At 68.4% G+C, this 14866-nt stretch carries 10 protein-coding genes; all 10 read right to left on the minus strand.

Annotated features, from left to right (window positions below; all coding sequences use genetic code 11):
* Positions 1 to 24 precede the first annotated feature (24 nt).
* From POS17_RS29830 to tssJ, 10 genes are read right to left on the minus strand one after another with little or no spacing between them, the layout of a single operon-like run.
* The gene (locus POS17_RS29830; protein WP_060841729.1) at positions 25 to 1737 is read right to left on the minus strand and encodes a formylglycine-generating enzyme family protein; all 1713 of its coding nucleotides are present in this window, start codon (positions 1735 to 1737) and stop codon (positions 25 to 27) included.
* Entirely contained in the window at positions 1730 to 2932 is a 1203-nt protein-coding gene (locus POS17_RS29835) for an ABC transporter permease (RefSeq protein WP_060841730.1), read from the minus strand. Before POS17_RS29835 ends, POS17_RS29830 begins: the two co-directional genes overlap by 8 nt.
* Positions 2932 to 3648 carry an ABC transporter ATP-binding protein gene (locus POS17_RS29840; protein WP_060841731.1) on the minus strand — a complete coding sequence of 239 codons (717 nt, stop codon included), beginning with the start codon at positions 3646 to 3648 and terminating at the stop codon, positions 2932 to 2934. The genes POS17_RS29835 and POS17_RS29840 overlap by 1 nt, the downstream gene beginning before the upstream one ends.
* Positions 3648 to 6749: a serine/threonine-protein kinase gene (locus POS17_RS29845; RefSeq protein WP_060841732.1), complete on the minus strand. Its 3102-nt coding sequence runs from the start codon at positions 6747 to 6749 to the stop codon at positions 3648 to 3650. The genes POS17_RS29840 and POS17_RS29845 overlap by 1 nt, the downstream gene beginning before the upstream one ends.
* Before the next feature lie 2 nt (positions 6750 to 6751).
* Positions 6752 to 7486 carry a PP2C family protein-serine/threonine phosphatase gene (locus POS17_RS29850; protein ID WP_060841733.1) on the minus strand — a complete coding sequence of 245 codons (735 nt, stop codon included), beginning with the start codon at positions 7484 to 7486 and terminating at the stop codon, positions 6752 to 6754.
* Positions 7487 to 8140 carry a type VI secretion system-associated protein TagF gene (gene tagF / locus POS17_RS29855; protein ID WP_060841734.1) on the minus strand — a complete coding sequence of 218 codons (654 nt, stop codon included), beginning with the start codon at positions 8138 to 8140 and terminating at the stop codon, positions 7487 to 7489. It lies immediately after the preceding gene.
* Positions 8137 to 11643, minus strand: a complete 3507-nt coding sequence (gene tssM / locus POS17_RS29860; RefSeq protein WP_060841735.1) for a type VI secretion system membrane subunit TssM — start codon at positions 11641 to 11643, stop codon at positions 8137 to 8139. The genes tagF and tssM overlap by 4 nt, the downstream gene beginning before the upstream one ends.
* The gene (locus POS17_RS29865) at positions 11640 to 12965 is read right to left on the minus strand and encodes a DotU family type VI secretion system protein (protein ID WP_060841736.1); all 1326 of its coding nucleotides are present in this window, start codon (positions 12963 to 12965) and stop codon (positions 11640 to 11642) included. The genes tssM and POS17_RS29865 overlap by 4 nt, the downstream gene beginning before the upstream one ends.
* A 6-nt stretch (positions 12966 to 12971) precedes the next feature.
* Positions 12972 to 14306 (minus strand): type VI secretion system baseplate subunit TssK, encoded by a 1335-nt coding sequence (gene tssK / locus POS17_RS29870; protein WP_060841737.1) that lies wholly within the window; start codon positions 14304 to 14306, stop codon positions 12972 to 12974.
* 15 nt (positions 14307 to 14321) lie between these two features.
* Positions 14322 to 14831, minus strand: a complete 510-nt coding sequence (gene tssJ, locus POS17_RS29875; RefSeq protein ID WP_060841738.1) for a type VI secretion system lipoprotein TssJ — start codon at positions 14829 to 14831, stop codon at positions 14322 to 14324.
* Between the last annotated feature and the right edge of the window lie 35 nt (positions 14832 to 14866).

Below are 14866 nucleotides of genomic sequence, written 5' to 3' on the forward strand. Positions count from 1 at the left end.
CCAGGCTCGACAGACAGCGGCCGGTCATGACTTCTGACCGGTCGATGCGAGCAGTTCCTTCAAAATCGTCGCCGGGTCGGCTCGCCGTTTCTGGCGATAATCCCCGACATGGCGGACGAATAACGTAGCGCGCGTCACCAGGCTCTTGCCGAGCACCGGCTTGCGATTGAGCTCTTCCTTGATCCGTTGAAATTGCGCCTGGATCACCGCGTCGGTGTAACGGGTGCCCGTGGCCAGGTTGTCGATGTAGATCGCCACCGCCCCGTCCAGCGCGCTGCGGCCGTTGTCGATGGCTTCGGCGAACAGCTTGGCGCTGGGTTCGTCCTTGGCATCGATGGCCTGCTGCTGGCTCTTCTTCAGGTTGGTCAGGCGGATGTTGTAGTTGTTGACGGTTTCAGCCACCAGCGCCGCGGACTGGATCAGGTTGCCGGCCGCCTCCTCGCGCTGCTGGGCGATCAGCGAAACGTTGCGCTTGAGCTCTTCGTTGACCAGCCCCAGCTCCGCCTGCAGGCGCGGGTCGACACTGGTGGCAATGATGCTGTCCAGGCGCTTGGTGGGGTCCTGGGCTTCGTCGATGGCATCGGTCAGGGACGCCAGGCGACCCTCCTTCTGCCACTGGGCGAACAGTTCCTTGTAGCGCGAACGCGGGGCCGACAAGGCGCCGATGGCCACCCGGAAGCCCGTGGTTTCGTTGCTCTGCTCAGTGCCGTCGGCACCGAACAGCGGGTACTCGCGGCGCATCCCGGTGAACAGCGTGCCCTCGCCTTCCAGGTAGTTGCCGCCCTTGACCACGAAGCCGCCGTAGGTGCCCTGGCGGCGCCCGGCACGCACCAGCTGGAAGGACTCCTGGACCATCTCGGCGGCGTTGCCGATCACGTCGAACATACCGATGGGGTTGGGCAGCTTGGTGCCGATCGGCATCAGGCGCGCCGCCTGACCGGTGCCGCCGGCCACCTGGTTGAACACCGCCCAGTCCGCCAGCGGGCCGTCTTCCTCGCTGCCCTCCACGCGACGCGGGAACAGCCGGCCCTCCAGCTCCTGGCGACTGACGGCCTGGCCGCCGCGAGCGGCGTACTCCCATTCGACCTCGGTGGGCAGGCGCACGAACCCCAGGCCACCGTCTTCCGAGGAACTGCCACGGCCGCTGACCGGCAGCAGGTCACGGTGATGCTTCATCAGCCAGGCGCTGTACACCGCGGCAAAACGCTCGGCCTCGAAACGCGACAGCTTGACCTTGGGCAGGCGCCCCTGCAGGCCGTCCGGCGCCTCGCAGGCCGGGGCCGGCTCGCCGCTGGCCAGGGACTGGGCCTGAGCCATGACCTGGGCGTACTGGCGGGCGGTGACTTCGTACTTGCCGATGAAATACAGCATCGGCTTGAGGGGCACCCCGCTGCCGGTTTTCGGCAAGGCCGGGCCGATGGTCTTGCCCCAGGCCGCAGGCAGGTCCTTGAGGGTGAACTGACCGTTGATGTAGTCCCGGCGATAGCCGGAAATGAACGACTGCTGATAGCCGCTCTCGCCTTCGCTGAAGGGGTAGCCGAGGTTGACCTCGCGGTCGTCCAGGGTGCCCTGGGCCAGCACGTAGACGTAGCGGAACACCATCTCGCCGTCACAGGGCAACGGCAGGCTGACGTCGTCCGCCAGGGGCTTGGGATTGTCCATCTTGTTGCCGGGCTCTTCGGCCCACACGGCGCCGGCCAGGGTCATGGCCAGCACGGTGCCGATCAACTTATACATCGCGAATTCCTTCACAGGCTTCAATGCGCGACACCCGCCAGCCGCCCAGCGCCGCGGCCAGGGTGCTGACGCCCAGTGTCGCCAACAGGGCCAGCCCGTAATGGGCCGGCAGCAAATGACTGGCGTACTCGCCGGGCACCTGCATGAACAAATGATTCAGCCCGGCCTGGGCCAGGCCATACAGGGCGCCACTCAACAGCGCGGCAAGCCCGGCGCTGTACAGCGCCTGGGCCACCACGAACAGCAGCAGCGCGCCGGTGGAAAACCCCAGCAGGCGCAGCACCGACAACTCCCGACGCTTGCGCTCCACCGCCGCCAGGGCCCCGGCGAAGATCGCCGCGAAGGCACCGGCCAGGGCCAGCCCGGCGATCACCCAGAAGACGATGGACAGGTTGCGGCTCAAGGACTGCACCTGGGCGATGGTCTGCGCCTGGGTCGCCACCAGCAGGCCGCGCTCGGCGAAATACAGCCGCAGCGGCTCGACGTCATCCAGATCCCGGGCATACAGGCGAAACGCCGGGTAGACCCGCTGCGCGGATGCCGCCTGGACCTCGCCGAGCCAGCCCAGGGCCGCCACGGCGCGACCGTCGCGGTAATCCTCGGCGGCCTCCAGCAGTGCCAGCGGAGCGAACAGCGCGTCACGGGCAAAGGCTTCCAGGGGCAGGATGCCCTCCACCTGGACCCGGGTCCGCTGCACCTCGCTGCGCCCCGCCACCTGCCGGCCAAAGCTCGCCTGCAGCCAGTCCCCCGGCTGCGCCCCGAGCTTCTCGGCGGCGGTGCGGCTGAGCAGCACGCCGCTGATGCTCCGGGGTGACGACAAACGCCCGAGCAACGGGTCGCCCACCGCGGTCGGCAGCATCTCCACGGTCAGGCCGATATCCGCCGTGCCCCGGGACAGGTCCGCCGTCGCGGCGATCTGCCGGGTGCGCGGCAAGGCAAAGGCCACGTCCGGGCGCTGCCCCAGCTCGGCAATGAACGCGGCGCTGAAGCGTCCGCCGCCCAGGGGAATGATCTCGCGCACCGCCGGGTCCTTTTCCAGGCGCTCGGTGAGGCTGCTGACCAGCCCGAACTTGAGCCCGAACAGCACCAGCAACGGCGCGATCACCGCCACCAGGGCCAGCACCGAACAGGCCGACAGCCAGGAATCGGCGCGGTAGTCCTGCCAGGCCAGCGCAGCCGTCAGGGACGCACGCATCAGCAGGCCTCCCCCAGGGTCGCGGTGACCCCGCCGTCGGCATCGCGCCGGCAGGCAATGCGCCGGACCTGCAAGCCGTTGGCCCGGGCCAGCACCTCATCGTGAGTGGCGATCACGCAGCACACCCCCTGATCGCGGGATTGCTGCACCAGCAGTTGCATCACCCTTTGCGCGTTCAACGGGTCCAGGGCCGCGGTCGGCTCATCCGCCAGCAGCACCTGCGGGCCGTGGGCCAGGGCCCGGGCGCAACTGACCCGCTGGCGCTGGCCCACCGACAGGGCAGCGGGCTTCTTGTGCAGTTGATCGGCGATTTCCAGGCGCTCGGCCAGCCGCCGGGGAATGCCGTCGTCGGGCAACCCCAGCAGTTTGCGCGGCAGGCCGATATTCCCCCGCACATCGAGAAAGCCCAGCAGGCCGCCGGTCTGCAGCACATAGCCCAGGTGCCGGCTGCGCAATTGCGCCAGGGCACTGTGGCCCGCGCCGCGCCAGATCCCGAGGATGTCGATGGCGTCTCTGGCCGGGGCAAATTCGAAGCGCGCCGCCGAATCCGGAGCCAGCACCAGCGCCAGCAGATCGAGCAGGGTGCTCTTGCCGCAACCACTGGGGCCGACCACCGCCAACTGGTCGCCCGCGCGCAGTTGCAGCCTTGGGATCTCCAGGCTGTAGCGTTGGCGACCCTCGCCGCGGCTCTTGCGTACCTGCGCCAGATCGAGCATCACGGCAGCGTCGACAACGGAACGCGGTACAGGGCATCACCCGGCTCGGCATCGCCGAAGCGCACCCAGTTGGCCAGGTCGTTGTGGAAGGTTTCGTAGAGGCGGATCTTCGAATCCAGCTCGTCGATGAAATCCTCCTGCTCGGCCACGCTCAACGACAGCCACAGGTCCTGGGTCATGTTCAGCGACTTGCTGCGGTACGGCAGGCCTTCCAGGTATTCGCCGAGCACACCGCCGTCGGCCAGGTTGCCGCCCTTGCGCAGGGCCGACGGGTCGCGGCTCATGTAGGCACTGGCACTGGCGATTTCCTGGAAGAAGTCCTTGGGCGAGGTCTGGGTCTTGCGCGCCGCGTCGACGATCAGTTTCAGCGACTGCTGCAGGTCGTTGAGCTGCAGCTTGGTCAGCATCACGCAGACCTGGAACGCCGGCAGCGCCGGGTTGGTCAGGTCGCGGTCGGCGGTCCAGGCGCTGACCAGCTGCGGCGCCTGGCTGGCGGCCTTGCGTCCGAGAAAGTCCATGTGCATGGCGTAGCCGATGGCTGCCGATTTCTGCGCGATGCTCGGTGCCGCCGCCAGCAGCGGGACTTCCTGGTGCTGGTTGCTGCGCACCTGATGCACAAGATCGGCGAACACCGTGCCGATCTCGTCGACCCGCTCGCCGAACTTGCGCACATCGCCACCGGGCACCGGAATGTACAGGTCGCCGATCTTCGGGTTGGCGTCGGCGGTCAGCACCCGGTACTGGGTTTCCGCCTGGGCGTGGTTCTTCTTGCCGGCATCGGTGCGCAGGTGCAGGGCGTAGATCTTGATCTGCTTGCCCAAGGCCGCCTGGCGCACTTCCGCCTCGTTCATCTGGGTGCGGCTGTAGGGATCGTTCTTGCGCAGGGCCCCGGCATCGCTGACCAGCAGGATCAGGCGACCGCCGTAGCCCTTCCAGTCCATGCCTTCCACGGCCTGCATGACCCCGGCAAAGGCGTCTTCGTTGAACGAGTGGCTGGAGACGCTGGTGGCCTTGACCTGGCTCACCAGTTCCTGGAAACGCTGGGGATCGCGGCCCTGGTCCAGGGTCACCAGGGTCTTGGTCACGTACTCCAGGCCCGGGGTCTTGCTGGTGTTGTTGCGAAAGCCCACCAGGCCGAAGCTGACACTGTCCAGCTCGCCGCGCTCGGCGATCTTGCTCTGCAGCTCGTGCACCACGTCGCGCACCTGATCGATGTACGGCTGCATCGACACCGAGGTATCCACCACCAGCACCACCGCCGTGCGGAAGGCATCGGCGGCCGCCGGCGGGCTGTTCGCCGGCAACGGCTTGCCGCTGCTGTCGCTGATGCTCTGCGGGCTGTTGCCCGGATCAATCGAGGCGACGTTGAGCAACTGCACCGGCTGGCCGTTCTCGTCGAAGCTTTCCTTGGAATCGAAGATCGGCAGCAGGTAGAACTGGTCCTGGGGCACCGCGCTGGCATTGGGTTCCAGGGCCAGCACCTGCTGCTCGTCCTGGGGATTCTTCTGCGCCCTGAGCAGCAGGTTCTTGGCCGCCGCCGGGTCCGCCAGCAGGCGCTCCAGCTCGCTGGCCTGGCGCACGAACATCACCGGCGCGCGGCCGGAACGTTCGGTGAATTTCAGCACCAGGCTCTGCTTCCAGTCGCTGACCTGCTCGGCCGGCAGCCAACCGGCGCTGCGTCCATCGCTGGCGGCGCCCAGGCGCAGCCAGGAGCGGCCGTCGAGGTTCTTGCGCTGGTACACGTAAAGCACCGAGAACGCCGGCACCGGCTTGTCCGGCGTGGCCCCCGGCGCGCTGGAGAAACTCGCCCCCGGCTTGCTCAGCACCCGCTGGAACAGGGTCTTCTTGCCCGGCATCAGCAGCGGCCGCTGGCCGCCATCGACATCCGCGGCCAGCGCCTGCTCCACCGGCGGCGCCACCACGGCAGGCGGGGTGCCGACCGTGGCCGGGCTCTTGGGTTGCGGCGCCGGGCTGTCGCCGGACAACCACCAGTAACCGCCACCCGCCACGGCCAGGGCCACCGCCACGGCAACCCCGGCCAGGGCCAGCAGCGGGCCGCGGCGCTGTTCGGACGCCCCGCTGCCGGCTGGCGGCAGGTTGGACGCGCGCGGCGGCACAGGCGGTTCCTGGGGCGGCTCGCGGCGCGGCGCCGGTTGGGCCGCCGGCGCCTGTTGCGGAATCTCGATCGACACCGGGGTCAGCCCGGCCAGGTCGTGGCTCTGAGTTACAGGCTGAGTTACAGGCTGGGGGGCAGCCTGAGGGGGCAGCGGCAACGGCTGGATCAGCGTCGCCTCGACCTCGGCCGTCTCCGGCGGCAGGTTGTCCAGGGCCGCCAGCAAGGCCGCCGCGTCCGGGTAACGTTCCGCCGGGTCCTTGGCCAACAGCTTGCGCAGGATGTGCTGGTAGCGCCCGTGGTGCAGCGGCAGCTCCGGCAAGGGCTCGGTGAGGTGGGCCAGGGCCGTGGACAGCGCGTCGGTGCCGTTGTACGGCAACTCGCCGACCAGGATTTCATACAGCACCACCCCCAGGGCATACAGGTCGGCGCGACCGTCGATGTCCTGGCCACGGGCCTGTTCCGGGCTCATGTAGCTCGGCGTGCCCACGGCGAAACCGGCCTGGGTGAACTGGGTGCGGTCGTCCAGGGACTTGGCGATGCCGAAGTCCGAGAGCACCGCCGTGCCATCGGCACGGAACAGGATGTTGGCCGGCTTGACGTCGCGGTGCACCAGCCCCTGGGCATGGGCATAGCCCAGGGCCGAGGCGATCTGGCGGATATAGGCCAGGCCCTGCTCCGGGGTCAGCCCGGCAGCGATGCGCTCTTTGAGGGTGCCGTTGGGCAGGTACTCCATGGCCATGTAGTACAGCTCGCCGACATTGCCGATGTCGTGGATGGTCACGGTGTGCGGGTGCGACAGCCGCGCCAGGGTCTTGCCCTCGCGCAAGAAGCGCTCGCAGAAGCTCGGGTCGGCGGCCAGCGCCGCGGCCATCACCTTGAGCGCCACCTTGCGTTCCAGGGAACGCTGGGTCGCCAGGTACACGGTGGCCATGGCGCCTTCGCCAATCTCGCCCTGAATGTCAAAACCGGGAATCAGAATGTCCATGGTCAGTATCCTGCGGCCTTGATCACGATGGCGGTGATGTTGTCCGGCGCGCCCCGGGTCAGGCCCAGGTGGATCAGGCTGCGCACCACATCGTTGGGCTCGCTGTGGCTCAGCACATCGCGCAGTTCGAAGTCTTCGGCGGTCTTGTTCAGACCGTCGCTGCACAGCAGGAAGGTATCGCCGTCCTGCACCTGCAGATCGACCTGGGACAGCTGCAACTGGGCCTCGACGCCAATCGCCCGGGTGACGATATTGGCCCGCGGATGCACCCGCGCCTCGGCCTCGCTGAGCAGGCCGCTGTCCTGCAGGTCCTGGACGTAGCTGTGATCCCGGGAAATGCTTTCCAGCTGCTCGTCCCGCAGCCGGTACAGGCGACTGTCGCCGGCCCACAGGCACACGCCCCGAGCGCCGCGCACCGCCAGCAGGACCACGGTGCTCCCCATCATGGTCACCCCGCGATTGGCAGTTTCCTCGCGCACCGCGGCGTTGACCGCGGCCAGGCCGTTGCGCAGCGCGGCGACGTACTGCTCCAGGCTCTCGGCCGCCGGCACCGCCCGCAGGCTGTCGACGATCAGGCTGCTGACATAGTCCCCGGCGGCGTGCCCGCCCATGCCGTCGGCCACCAGCCACAGGCCGGTCTCCGGGGCTTCGAGCCAGGCGTCTTCGTTGATTTTCCGCACCATGCCGACATGGCTGTAGCTGGCGGACTGGTAGGACAGTTGCGGCGCTGAACCCATTTAGACGGCACCCTCTTGTCCGAGCAAAAATTGCGCAAATTCACTGGCTGGCGGCAAGCCCTGGCAGCGCAACAGCATCGGGCTGATGTACTGCGACCCCCGGCCCCACCACAGACTCGTCCCCTCGCCGGCCTGGGCCGCGAGCACCGCGCCCCGGGACTGAGGATCATTGACGTAGAACCGTTGCAGGCCGGCGTAGTGGCTGACCTCGACCCGCCGCGCCGGGTTCGGCGCGCCCAAGGCCTGCAAGCCCTGCTCCAGAGCCTCGAAACGGGCGCCTTCATCCAGGGTCGCCAGCAGCAACGCCTCCACCTGTTCGAACCACTGCTCCGAGCCGGTGACCAGGGACGTCAACTCCGTCTCGGGCTCCAGCAGCGCGGCCACGGTCAGGGGGAAATAGCGCCCGACCCGGTCGATGCTCGGCATCACCACCCCCACCACCGCCTGGGGCCCGCAGACTCCCGGGGCCAGGGCGAAGCGCCACAACGGGCTGATCAGGTAGGCGTTGAGCCACTGCTCGCCCAGGGCGTTCTGGCTGGCCAGCAGCCCCGCCGCCAGCCAGCTGTCCCAGGGACCGATAAAACTCTGCGGCAAGCCACGGCTGACAAAATCGCCGCGGCTGGCCAACTTGCCGTACAGGCCGGGCGCGGTCATAGCCGCTCCGGCAGGCTGAAGCCGCTGAGCACCCGGCTCTTGAACGGGTTGAAGGCGCTGCTGGCGCGCAGCTCGTAGGAGATGCTCGCGCCATCCACCCGCAGCCGCAGGTTGAAGCGGTCCGGCGAGTTGGTGGCGGTCAGGTCCGATTGCTCCAGCAGGCGGAACCAGGCCCAGGGGCCGTCCAGGGTCACCCCGGAACGCCCGGTGGCCGACGGCGGCATGATCGACAGGCGCACCACGCCGATGCTTCCCGGGTTCGGCCACTGCATGGCCACCGGCCGGCTCGGGCCGTGGTCGTAGCTCAGTTGCTGGCCGTCCAGGTCGAGCAGGAACTGGCTGATGTTGGCGTCCATGGCCACCGGCTTGAGCTCGAAGCGCACCGCCGGCTGGGTGCCGCCGCTGGAGCGGAAGAACGCATCGCGGATATTCGCCGCGCGCTGGAAGGTTTGCAGCACGCCGGGAGAAATCCCCAGTTTCTGCGCCGCGCCCGGCTGCCAGCTCCAGGTGGTGGTCGAGGTGTTGACGTAAGGCTGCAGGTACTTGCGGAAGTAGTTGTCCATCACCCCGCCGGTGCCGAAGAACTGGCCGAAGTCTTCCAGGGTCGCGTCCCGCGAACTGCCCGGCGACATCGGATAACGCCCGCTCAGGGACTGGCGATAGACATTCACCACTTCGCTGACCCAGGCCGCGTTCAGTTGATTGCGCACCCCGCCCATCATGGTGTTGGTGGTGGAACCGACCACCGACTTGACCAGCCCCTGGACCAGCGGCGGCTGACGCTCGGCGGTCAGGCTGACCCGGGCGGCCGCGGCGCTGGCCTGGTTCTTGGCCTCGCCCAGCAGCGCGTCGCCGCTGGCCCCGACCATGGCGCTGACCTGTACGTACAGGGCGTTCATGTCCGAGAGCAGGCCGTCGATGGCCGCCGGCTCGCCCTCGCCCTTGCTTACCAGGCTGTTGAGGTCGGCAAAGTGCGCACTCACCGGGTCTTCGCTGCTGGCCACGGCGGCAGGGTTGGCCGCCTGCTCCTGACCCAGCAGCGAACCCAGGCGCTGCTTGAGCTGATCGACACCGCCCTCGACCTTCTGGCCCTGGGCCGCCAACAGGCGTTCTTCCTGTTGCAGATCGGTTTCCTTGGCCACCGCCACCAGCAGTTTCTTCAGCGGCGAAGTAGGCCCGGAGAGAATCCGCAGCACGTCGGCGGCCTGGGCCACGCTGGTGATCGGCACGAAGTCGATGTCCGCCAGCAAGGCATCCCACTGGCGCAGGTAGTCCTGGAAGTACAGGCGACGCACGTCGGCGGCGAGGCTGGCGACGTTCTGCTGGTCGGCCTGATCGCGGCCCAGGACCCACTGTTCTTCCGCCAGGGTGCCGGCCTGGTTGAGGCTGGCCAGGAGGAAGGCCTGGCGATAGCCCTTGGCGGTGAACAGGCCGCTCAGGGGTTCGCTCAACGGCTTGCCGCTCTTGCGGGTGAACACCAGCGCCGCGTCGCGGCCACCGGCTTCGCTGAGGCGGAAGTCCGGAACGCCGTCCGGCAGCTTGGCGCGCTTGACCCGGTCATACACCCGCTGGGCCACCGGCAGCTGTTGCAACTGGCGGCGCAGGTCGTCGATCAGGCGCTGGTCCAGCCGCGCATTCGGTGGATGTTTTTCGAACAGCGCCTGCAGGTGCCCGGTCAGGGCCTGACGCTGGTCCGGCGGCAGATCGCGGGCCAGGGTGCGGTCCCAGTCCAGGGTGATCCAGGCCTTGATGAAGTCCGGGTCGTAATGCTCGCTGTCCGCCAGCATCAGGTAGGCCTTGAGCCCCTCGTAGAGGAAGTCCGAGTTGCCGCCGCTGTGCAGCTGCTCCTCGATGCGGGTCATCAGCCGTGGGGCGAACACCGCCACCAGCAGCTTGCGATAGACGCTGGCGGCCTCGGCTTCGAGCATGTCGCCCTGATACAGGCCCAGGCCCTCGGCCCAGCCCGGCGCATCGCCGGCCAGATGGCGGGTGGCGTTGAGCAGCGGCAGCACCGCCAGCACATCGCGCTGGGCCGAGCTGAGGCTTTGCACGTCCTGGCGCACCGGCGCGACACGCTGGTCGACCTGGGCGATGTAGCTCTGGTTGGCCCGGTAGCTGATGATCCACAGGGTGCTGACCACCAGCACCAGGGCCACGGTGGCCGCCAGGGCGCCGCGGGCGATCCATTTGCGCCGGCGCTCGACCTTGGGGTTGACCCCCACCAGCCCGCGCTCGGCAAAGGCCACGGCGCTGAACAGCTTCTCGATGAAGTAGCTGCGCCCGGTGCCGGTCTGCCGCGCCAGGTGCTGGCGGTCCAGATTCATGCTCTGGGCCATGGCGCCGATCAGGCGATCGATCGGGCTGCCTTCCTGGGTGCCGCTGGTGAAGTACACGCCGCGCAGCAGTACCCGCTCTTCGAAGGCGTTGGGTTTGAACACGCCTTCGAGGAAGCCCTGCAAGGACTCCTTGAGCGCCGCGAATTGCTGCGGGAAGCCGTAGATCAGGTCGCGCCGCGCCGGGTCGCGTTCCTGTTGCAGGCGCTCCACCAGACGCTCGTTGAGGCGCTGCTCCAGGGCCGCCAGCTCCGCCGGCAACTGGGCCAGGGGGCTGTCGCCGCTCTTGCCGTCGTCCAGGGCGAAGGTCATGCCCCAGACCTGGGCCCGCTCTTCCTTGCTCAGGGAGTCGAAGAACTCCATGAAGCCCGGCACCAGATCCAGCTTGGTGAGCATCAAGTAGATCGGGAAGCGCACTCCCAGCTGGGTGTACAGCTCCTGGATACGCAGGCGGATCGCCGCCGCGTGGGCCGCGCGCTCGGCGTCACTGCCGAGCAGCAGGTCGGAGAGGCTGATGGCGACGAAGGCGCCATCGATCGGCCGCCGTGAACGCTGGGTTTTCAGCAGGTCGAGAAAGCCCAGCCAGGCCGCCTTGTCCACCGTGGCGTGGCTGTCCTGGGTGGTGTAGCGCCCGGCGGTGTCCAGCAATACCGCCTGGTCGGTGAACCACCAGTCGCAGTTGCGGGTGCCGCCCACGCCGCGCACGGCGCCGGCGCCCAGCTGCGCGGCCAGGGGGAAATGCAGGCCGGAATTGACCAGCGCGGTGGTCTTGCCCGAGCCCGGCGGGCCGATGATCACGTACCACGGCAACTCGTAGAGGTTGCGCCGCTCGTCACCGCCCAGCTTGGCCTTCTTCAGCAGCGCCAGGGCTTCGTCCATGCGCTGGCGCAGGGCCGCCAGTTCCTCGGCGGTGGCCACGCTGTCCGGGTCCGGCGGGGTATCGGCGGCCAGGCTCTGCAACACCTTGGCTGCGTGCCGGCGGGCCTGGATGATGCGCCACACCCGGTAGCCGATCCACAGCGCGAAGATGCAGATGATCAGCGCCCAGCGCCGGCCTTCCGGCACCAGGAACTCCAGCAGCGGGCCAATGAACCAGATGATCAGGCTCAGGGCGATCAGCCCCAGCAGCGGGATCACCCAGCGAATCACAAAACTGAAAAACGCCTTCACTCGACCCCCTCCGCCAATACGCTGATTTCGACCCGACGATTACGCGCCCGCCCTTCGGCGGTGGCGTTGCTTGCCAGCGGCTCGGTGTCGCTGCGGCCTTCGGCGCTGAAGCGCTCCGGCTGGCCGGTCTTCGCCGCGAGGATCTGCAGCACCGATTCGGCGCGGGCCTGGGACAGCTTCCAGTTGGACGGGAAGCGCAAGGTGGCGATCGGGCGGTTGTCGCTGTGGCCGGTGATGCGCACCTGGCCCTTGACCTTGCGCACCGCGTCGGCGATGCGCAGCATCAGCGGCTGATAGTCGTCGAGGATGCTGGCGCTGGCCGAGGCGAATAGCTCGTCGCCACGGATGGTCACCACCGAACGGTCGACGGCGTCTTCCACCGCCACCCGCCCGGCCTTGATGTCCTCGGCGAGGAAGCCCGCCAGGCGCGGACGCTCGACGATCTTCGGCTGGATCACCGGGCGATCCAGGGTCTGCACCGGGATCTCGCCCAGGGCATGGATGTTCTTGAACACCGGCTCGGCGTCCGCCGCCAGCTTCAGGCGCAGGCCGAACAGCAGCGCCAGGAGCAGCGCCACGCCAATCGCGATGCCGACCCAGGGCGGCATGAACTGGGCCAGCCGGTCACGGGCCACGCTGACCCCGCGCCAATGCGGCGACAGTTCGCGCTCGTGCTCGCCACGGGCGCTGCGGATGGTCGCCGCGGTGCGCTCGCGCAGGGCTTCGAGCTGGCTGCGGCCATCGATCATCACCCGGTAGCGGCCCTCGAAACCCAGGCACATGCACAGGTACAACAGCTCCAGCAGGTACAGGCGCTCGCGGGGGCTCTGCAGGCAGTGCTCCAGCAACTGGAAGACCTTCTCGCCGCCCCAGGCTTCGTTGTGCACGGTGATCAGCAGGCTCTGCTTGCCCCAGTCGCTGGTGCTGCCCCAGGGGGTGCTGAGCACCGCTTCATCCAGGGCGGTGCACAGCGCATAGCGCGCCAGCAGCACGTCGTTGCGCGGCACGCCGGCGGCTTCCGCACGCTCTTCGAACTGGCGCAGGTAGGCCAGCAACTGCGCCCGCAGGCTGGCCGGCGCCGGGTGCGCCAGGGTGCTGCGCAGCCTCGTGAGCAAGGCCAGCAACGGGCCGGCGGCGCTTTCCAGGGGGTTCAGGCCCCGGGCCTGGCCGGCCGGCAATGGCGCTGCCGGCATCGCCAATGACGGCGACGCTGCAGCCGCCGGACGGCCGGGCTCGGGCGCGCGGCCACCGGGGCGCGGCATGAATTGGGTGCGGTCATTGGCCGGGGACGGCTGCCCTGCCGAATCGTCGAAAGGATGCATCGCGACTTATCCTCGAATGGCCCAGAAGGCCAGGTTCAAGCCCGGGAATTCCCCGGCGACGTGGAATGCGAAGCCGCCGGAATGAACCAGTTGTTTCCAGTGCTCGCTGCCACGGTCGAGCTCGTAGTAGGTCGAGCCGGCGTGATACGGCAACTGCCGTGGCGCCACCGGCAGCGGCAACAGGCCGATGCCCGGCAGTTGCAGGTTGACCAGGTCGCGGATGTGCTCCACCGAACCGACCTTGCTCTGCTGGGCAAAACGCCCGCGCAGGGTTTCCCCGGGCACGTCGGCGCGCACCACCAGGATGAAGCTGGCGCTCTCCAGCAGGGTGCGATCGGCCAGCATCGCCACGTGCACGCCGTAGGCTTTCTCGACGATCGGGATCGGCGTCGCCTTGCTGTCGATCAGCATCGACAGCGCTTCGCGCAGGGCCTGCATCACCGGGGCGAAGCTCAGGGCCAGCTCGTCATGCTGGTACTGCGGGTATTGCGCCGGACGCCGGGCGCTGCTGGAGAAGGTCGAGAACTCACCGGCCAGGCTCACCAGCTCGCTGTACAGCCGCTCGGGGTGCAACGGACTGATCTGGTTCAGATGGCTGATCAGCGGCTGGGCGCGGTTGACCAGTTGCAGCAGCATGAAGTCGGCGATTTCCGAGGCGCCACCGGCCCCCGATGCCACCACCCGGCCGGCCAGGGCCTCGCCGCGCTGGTGCAGCAGGCCCAGCAGTTCGCTGCGAAAGGCACTCAAGGGCTTGGACGCGGCCACATCCAGCAGCGGCGGGATGTAGCTGTCATCCAGCACCAGGGCGCGGTCGGCGCGCTTTTCCTTGATCAGCACCACGCCGATGGCGGCGTAGTCGCTCAGGCCGTCCGCGGCCGTGAGCAGGCGCAAGGCGCGGGAGCCCACGGCCACCGGTGCACGGTTTTCGAAGGGGGCGTTGTCGTCGCGCACTTCGCGCACCTGGCTCAGGTAGCGGGCGCCGCCCAGTTCCTCGCCTTCGTCCACGGTATCCCGGGCACCGGCGCGCTTGAGCGGCAGCGCCAGGTACACCAGGCCGTCGCGCAGGTTGTCGTCGATGCTCAGCGGGCTGGGCGCCAGATCGTCATGGGGAATGTTGAACGGCGTACCGTCGGGCAGCAGGCCGCGGGCGCTGACGATGGCCAGCTTGCCCTGGGCCAGCAGCCCCTGATCGATCCGCAGTTCGGAAAAGCCCCAGGCCCCCGCCGACAACGGACGGCTGCGGGCGTCGATGAGGTTTTCCAGGTAACGGTCATGCTGCTGGAAGTGCTGGGTTCCAATGAACATGCCTTCCGACCAGACCACGCGATTGTTCCAGGACATGGTTGCTCCGATTGCCTATTGGGCAGGGCTGGATGGGGACGCCGCGAGCTCGGCGCTGACTGCGCGGACATCGAGGCCGATCTGATAGCTGTTGTTCAGGTGCGCGGCGGTATTGACGCTGACCCGCCACAGGGCCTGATCCACTTCGCGATAGCCCACCAGCAGGCCGACCTGACGGGTGGCCGGATCCAGGGTGCGCTTGAGGCTGAACTGGTCGCCGGGCTTGACCAGCACTTCGTCCTGGTCGATCAGGTCCGGGCCGAGGGTGGCCGGGGCCCGCTCCGCCAGGGCGAAGTAGTCGGCGCGCATGAAGGTCGCCGGGTTCTTCAGTTCGAAGATCCGCACCCGCACCGGCGTGCCCTGGCCGTCAGGGCCGGGGTTGAGGCCGGCCACGGCCTGGAAATGCAGCTCCACGGTGGTGGCGCCCGGCTGGGTTTCCTGGGTCGGCTCGGCAGGTGCCGGGGCGTCCTTGGCACAGGCCGCCAGTACCAGCATGGCGACCAATGTCAGCAATCGTTGAATCATCCTGCGTCCTCAATGACGTATCAGCTGTCCGTGTA

The organism is Pseudomonas sp. Os17, assembly GCF_001547895.1.
Classification (GTDB): domain Bacteria; phylum Pseudomonadota; class Gammaproteobacteria; order Pseudomonadales; family Pseudomonadaceae; genus Aquipseudomonas.